Raw genomic sequence first — 3,452 nt, forward strand, 5'->3', positions numbered from 1 at the left:
ACATTCTTCCCCTCTGACAGGAGTTTACATTCCGAAGAACTTCATCCTCCACGCGGCGTTGCTGCGTCAGTCATTTGACCATTGCGCAATATTCCCGACTGCTGCCTCCCGTAGGAGTCTGGGCCGTATCTCAGTCCCAGTGTGGCCGAACACCCTCTCAGGTCGGCTATCCATCATAGCCTTGGTGGGCTTTTATCTCACCAACAAGCTAATGGACCGCGGGCTCATCTCAAAGCGATTCTTGCGAACCTTTGATCCCGGAATGATGCCATCCCGGGATGTTATTCGGTATTAGACCCCCTTTCGAGGGCTTATCCCCAGCTTCGAGGCAAATTGCCCACGTGTTACTCACCCGTTCGCCGCTTTACGCCTCCGTATTGCTACAGAGGTTTCACGCACGACTTGCATGTATGAGGCACGCCGCCAGCGTTCGTTCTGAGCCAGGATCAAACTCTCCATTAATAGCTCATTAACGAAGCTAAAAAGCTTCTATTGTTCGAAATCGAAGACCCGCATCTTCTTCTTCAAACCTATGCACGCTATTTAATTTTCAAAGAACAGATTTTTACAGCGAAAAAAATGTCTGCCTTTAACTATCGCTTTCAGGCAGACATTCAATATAGCCTATTTGCGATAACTGTCAAGGAAATTTTTCAAAAATTTTCAAAGAATCCTTTTTTTCTCGCAAGTCTTTATCCTTTTTGACAGTGGAGTTAATCTAAACTCCCAATGTCTCTATCGGCAAACCTATTATAATGTTTAGACTTATCCTTGTCAAGGATTTTTTTAATTTTTTCTTCAGGTATTATACATACTCTGTCGAGATTTTGTTTGATAATCTTTTTTTTATTCTCTTTGACCTTGTGATTTAGTTGATCCGAATCGGACAATTCAAGTCTTGTATAGACCGACAATTCGCAGCGTCCGACAGAAACGTCGGACACTACCAAAAAAACGGGGTACCATAGGGATCAACCCCAACACTGACCACTGTTTTTAAAGCCATTAGACTTTAGCCGCTTGACTCTTACCTGCATTTTTCAGATTTCCTTTGACTTTTTGTAAATTTTGTCCAAATTTAACCATTCACTCTTAGATTGAGCATCTTAGAAATATTATAACAATGGGAGGTTTAAAAATGTATAGAAAATTACTACTACAGGTACTCATTATTCTTTTTTGTATGGCATATCATGGTTTAATCACAGAAGCAGGCGTTTTCAGACCTAAACCTAGTTCCATAGTTTTGGCAGATAGCATAATCGCTGCAATCGACCGCGGAGATTCGATCATAATTCGTGATTGTAAAATCTTAGGCCCTCTTATAAAAACAGGCACTGAAGAAAGGGCTGACACAATAACTAGTTACATAGATATACGTCACAGTATTTTCTCTGATACAATTGATTTCCAATATTGCTATTTTATAGAGAAAATGAATTTCTTTGATGATAGTCTAAATAGAGCTGTTAGCTTTTATTATGTAACATTCGGTAAGGACGCTACCTTTAGTGGGACTGTTTTTGAAATAGCTTCTTTTTCAGGTTGTACTTTTGGCCAAGCAGCCCTCTTCGAAAAGGCCCGCTTTAGCCGCTGGGCTAATTTCTCTTGGACTATTTTTAATGAAGAGGTTAATTTCTCATTAGTAAATTTTCCCACAGATTATCAGCAAACCATTCGCTTTAGACAATTAGAATTCCTTGGTAGACTTGGTCCCGAGCATTGGCGTGGTATTCCTATTACTGCTTGGGGTGCTTGGTTTATCAGAACCCATTTTAAAGGAGATGTTTATTTCGACAATACTAATTTTGGCGGGTATGCTGACTTTAGGTGGGCTACCTTTAGCAGAGTAGTACTCTTGATCCCACAAGAGTTAAAAAAAATCCTTATATCCTGGAAGCAGCTTGAAGGTCATCTTGTTTATGAACGAAGTGCAAATTATGGACTCATGAAATTGTTTGAAGAGCAAAGAATGTTAGATGATGCTGATGGTGTTTATTTATTTTTAAAAGACCAAGAAAGAATGGAAAAACCTAAGCTTCTCAGATATCTCGAATACTGGTTGTTTAAAATGCCTTTTGGATATGGTGTGAAACCTTTAAACACATTGTATTTGAGTATAATTATTGTTATAATCTTTGCGCTGTTTTACTCCAAACCTTATGCCATCAAGGAAATTGAAAGACAATTCTGGTATCAAAGAATGCGAAGGTTATCTCAAGATGTACCAAATAGTTTTTGGAAAAGATTTTATAATGCACTTTATTTCAGTGTCCATACTTTCATTATTGGAGTTGTTTCGAACTGGAATCCAACAGATAAATATCTTATAAATACAAGAAGAATCAAGCTCTTCAAATTTAGAACGCTTTCTATGATTGAGGGTGTTTTGGGGTGGGTTCTTTTAGCTGTATTTATTGTAATCTTAACCAGGAAATTTATAAGATGAGAAAAAAAACAGGGCGACTTGACGGGTCGCCCCTACCATGAACTATCCTCCATGAACCAACCACCTGCGAAGCAGAGCCACCGACCCGAATCGAACGGGTGACCGGCTGATTACGAATCAGCTGCTCTACCATCTGAGCTACGGTGGCGGAAAGAAAGGTTCAAAAGTTCAAGAGTTCAAAGGTTCAAGGATTAAGAACTAAACTTCTAATCTTTTAAACCTTCTAAACAGAATTAAATGCCGAGGGGCAGAATCGAACTGTCGACACACGGATTTTCAGTCCGTTGCTCTACCAACTGAGCTACCTCGGCAAGTATAACAAAAAACTTGGTATTTTTTTCTTTTACACCTTCAATCTGTGCCCTTACAGGTATATATCGAAATAGATTACGAGTAAAGGACACAAAAAATCAAACCGAATTTAATATTCCATCCAGCAGTTGTCAACAAAATATTTTAGCCGTCAATCTCCTTTGCTCAAGGGAAGGTGCGGAGATTCTCTATTCTCGTCCTTGAAACGGATCCGTAGGATAATAGAGGGTTAGGGTGAGGTCCCGAATGTAGCGGAAACCTTCAGGTTTCCATATGAAATGGAAGTTATGAGGAAGCTCTGCCAAAAAAAAGCAAGGCTGAAGCCTTGCCCTACGAATTGACCCCTCCCCATCTCTCCCCTCAAGGGGAGGGGAGTAAATTCCCTCACCTTTTAGGAGAGGGCTAGGATGAGTTTTTTTTCTTCTAACCCTTGAACTCTTGAACCCTTAAACCTTTGAACCTTTTTAAAATTCATTCCGGCGGAAATCTTTTATCTTCTTCTAAAGCCAGGGTCAGAAGACTTCTCATAAACTCTATTTCCTGCCTGATTCTGGAAAGCTCCCCTTTTAAATCTATCTCCTCTTCCTCTTTCTCCTGAGCTTTCAAGAGCCTGGATTCCAGCCCGGAAATTCTCTGATCGAAATTTTCCAGAAACTCCCGAAGCTCCAGCAGCTCTTTTTTCAGCTCAAAA

The 3,452-nt window shown here is 40.0% G+C and carries 2 protein-coding genes, 2 tRNA genes and 1 rRNA gene; 1 reads left to right on the forward strand and 4 read right to left on the reverse strand.

The genetic code is table 11. The features are described 5' to 3' along the window. A 16S ribosomal RNA gene (locus tag MUP17_11680) occupies positions 1-462 on the reverse strand; the annotation flags it as partial. A gap of 676 nt (positions 463-1,138) precedes the next feature. Between MUP17_11680 and MUP17_11685 the strand changes: the two genes are divergently transcribed. After that, the gene (locus MUP17_11685; protein MCJ7459636.1) at positions 1,139-2,449 is read left to right on the forward strand and encodes a hypothetical protein; all 1,311 of its coding nucleotides are present in this window, start codon (positions 1,139-1,141) and stop codon (positions 2,447-2,449) included. 75 nt (positions 2,450-2,524) lie between these two features. Here the strand turns inward: MUP17_11685 and MUP17_11690 are convergent. The 3 genes from MUP17_11690 to MUP17_11700 form a co-directional block, all read right to left on the reverse strand. Then, positions 2,525-2,597, reverse strand: a tRNA-Thr gene (locus tag MUP17_11690). A 90-nt stretch (positions 2,598-2,687) separates the two neighbouring features. Next, positions 2,688-2,760: transfer RNA gene (locus tag MUP17_11695), tRNA-Phe, on the reverse strand. Positions 2,761-3,232: 472 nt separating this feature from the next. Then, positions 3,233-3,452: hypothetical protein (locus MUP17_11700; GenBank protein ID MCJ7459637.1), on the reverse strand; the 220-nt coding region annotated here is incomplete at its 5' end.

It is taken from the genome of Candidatus Zixiibacteriota bacterium (assembly GCA_022865345.1).
Lineage (GTDB): Bacteria > Zixibacteria > MSB-5A5 > MSB-5A5 > RBG-16-43-9 > RBG-16-43-9.